Origin of the sequence: Salipiger marinus, from assembly GCF_900100085.1 — a bacterium.
GTDB lineage: Bacteria > Pseudomonadota > Alphaproteobacteria > Rhodobacterales > Rhodobacteraceae > Salipiger > Salipiger marinus.
This window is the reverse complement of record NZ_FNEJ01000078.1, coordinates 1-2,680: the sequence shown is the minus strand read 5'-3', so window position 1 is coordinate 2,680 and position 2,680 is coordinate 1. Positions and strand designations below refer to the sequence as shown.

The following is a 2,680-nucleotide window of genomic DNA, read 5'->3' as shown; positions in this document are numbered from 1 at the left end:
GCCAATGTTGACCCCATCATGAACCGACCGACATACTGACAGGCGGGTCAAATCTCGATGACAATGCTGGGTCAGTTCTCAGTGACATCCAACACGCGACCTTCCGAGAGGCGGGGGCGTGAGGTGGCAAGGCTGAAGTTGGTGATGTTGGTGCCGCCCTGGGTGGTGCGGGTTTCGGGTTTTTGACCGATGTTGCCGGCGAGGATGACGATGTTTTGCATGATTAGCTCCTGTGTTTCCTGTCTTCGGGACCGTCCCTTCGACAAGACCCGGAAAAAGCCCGTCGGGTGATGCGTGCACGGTGGACAGCATGGACACCGGAAACCCCCAAAGGACCGGGGTGGAGCGGGCAGGACGCCATAGGCGGCCAACACGGCCCGGGCTGACGCGGGGTTGCGCGCAGGCAAGCGAACGGGATTAGGGGATTGTCAGTCGAAGGGATGGCCCAGAAGACAGAGATGCGCGGGGAGCCCATGCCAGACCCTGTCATCCTGCCAATCGGGACTGCCTGAACCCAAGCCCAGCACCCCACTAGCGGCCAAGATTATGCTCGTCACCTGCCTCCCCGCCTTCCGGGAGTTGCGGCACCCTGCCGCGACAGGCTATCGATACCGGATCATTCAGGACACGGAGCGCACCAATGGCTGATTACGATCTCGAGGCACTGTCGCTCGGCGAGCTGAAGAAAATGCGGAAGGACGTCGCCAAGGCGATCTCCACCTATGAGGATCGACAGAAGGCGGAAGCCCGCTCCAAGGTGGAAGCTCTCGCCCAGGATCTGGGTTACTCCCTGGCCGAACTTGTCGGCACCGAGACGAAAACCGCCCGTGCGCCTGCGCAGCCGAAATACCGGCACCCTAACCTGTCGCTCGCCTGGTGCAGCCGGGGTCGCCAAGGAAGTAGTATGGCGAACGCACCGTCAAGATAGGGCCCACCACTAAGGTTTTTTCCAGAACCGTATCGCCGAACCTTCGAAATTCGCGAGCGCTTTAGCGACATTCACGCCGCCTAGGATTTCAGTACTTGATGCCAGAGGATGGAAGCGGGGGGCGGTTGTTGTCCAGTTGCCCTCCGCGTCGCAATGGTGATGCGCGGCACCAGGTACGAGGTGTTCCTCAAGCGGAATGATGGCGCGCGGGTTATGATAGACGTTGAGTCCTTCCACCCAGCTCTCATGGTATCCTTTGGCGTTCACGATCGCCTTAAAGAGCAGCGGGTCCCTCGCTACGGGATCGGGGTCGACGACAGTGCCAGTACGCGTCATCAAAACATTGCCCGCGTCGAACCCGGCCAGAATCCCCATTCGATTGAATTTTGAGATCGTACCAGCGGTTGTGGAGATAACGGCGCTGACATGTTCTGAGTCCGGAATGTCAAAGAAGCCGGAGGGTATCACCTTGTCCCCCCAACGGTGCTCAATGATCTTTATGGGCTGAGCTACGGCTCTTCCTTGCTCGTCGCGTGCGGCGTCAAAGGAGTACCCGTAGAGATACCGCTCGAGTGCGGATCGGGTGTGGATCATGGAGCCGGGCGATGAGAAGTCCGCGATTGCAAACACCAGCGGCACACCAGCGATCTGCTCCTTTTCCCAGTATTTTTTCCTTAGCTTGCTGAACAATGGGCTGCCGAACTTTATCGGCATATAGTCCCACAGATACGCTTCCATCTGTTCCTGGGTCTCAACGGGCGGTGGCGGAACAATTTCAGCGCCTCGCCGAGTCGGTCCAACCGTCACCGCTTCGACGGCGATGGGCCCAAACAAGCTTGTGCCGATGAAGTCGGGCACAGCATGCGTCACATCCAGGGAAAACCCAAGTTCGATTAGCGTCGCGAAAAGGTAAAGTTCCCAAATCCGCTGGTCGAAAGCGGTGGACTGGAACTGCTCCACGAAGTTTCCATCTAGATCCTCGTGCCACCGCATCATTGGTTCGATTATGCCCCGGGCAGGAAAGAACCCAATTTCGGATGCGACCTGCTGGAAGTCCGGGTGCAAGACATCCAGTGGGTGCATAGGAGTGAAGAAATTGACCGGCTCCCCCCTTTCATCACCTTGGTGATGAAATTCGTCCGGCTCATCGAGCAAATTGGTCATCAGTTCCGCCAATGCGTCGTGCGCCAGTTCCGGGCTCTCGAGGAAATTGGTCATGGAAGTCCACCGGAACCGCAATTTCGCGTCCCGGCCAAAGGCCATTCCCGCGAAGTCACCGTCTGTTCGGTCCCTGATGAGCAGGCCGAGAATGCTCCCATCCTCTGCCTCGTAGTAAGCCAGTTCCTCACCAGTCAAAACTGCCCTCGGGTGCCGGGCATAGCCAGCGATTGCATTGAAGCGGAGTTCGGAAATTTCCTTCAAAGCAAGTCCTTTAACACTGCTGTCGATGTTCACGTACGGTGTCAGATTGAACGAGTGTTGCAAAGGTCGGCTTTGGCAAGGCCTGCTGATAGTCCTTGAGGGCTTCGACGCAACTGCGCATGTCCGCTGCCCGGCCAACCCTGCGCACCACGATCTGCTCAGGGCCGCAGACCGGCGTTCCTCAGATCGGCATCGCCGATCACTTGGTCGCCGATAGGCCCGGAGGCGCACCTGCGCGAGATATGCGCAGAAGTTGGTGACGTCTGATCAGGCGGCAGCTTGAAGTTGGCGGAGGCCGTCGCGGAACTCAACCCCCTGGATGATCTCGGG

2 protein-coding genes and 1 pseudogene are annotated in these 2,680 nt (G+C 58.5%); 1 reads left to right on the top strand and 2 read right to left on the bottom strand.

Annotation, left to right across the window (positions count from 1 at the left end; all coding sequences use genetic code 11):
- Positions 1-89: 89 nt before the first annotated feature.
- Positions 90-221: pseudogene (locus BLR51_RS26860) on the bottom strand (single-stranded DNA-binding protein); the annotation flags it as partial.
- A 419-nt stretch (positions 222-640) separates the two neighbouring features.
- Between BLR51_RS26860 and BLR51_RS26855 the strand changes: the two are divergent.
- A complete protein-coding gene (locus BLR51_RS26855) occupies positions 641-928 on the top strand; it encodes an H-NS histone family protein (RefSeq protein WP_009827212.1) in 288 nt (95 codons plus the stop codon).
- A 9-nt stretch (positions 929-937) separates the two neighbouring features.
- On the opposite strand, the gene BLR51_RS26850 is transcribed toward BLR51_RS26855, so the two are convergent.
- Positions 938-2,383, bottom strand: a complete 1,446-nt coding sequence (locus BLR51_RS26850; RefSeq protein ID WP_009827213.1) for a hypothetical protein — start codon at positions 2,381-2,383, stop codon at positions 938-940.
- Positions 2,384-2,680: the final 297 nt, after the last annotated feature.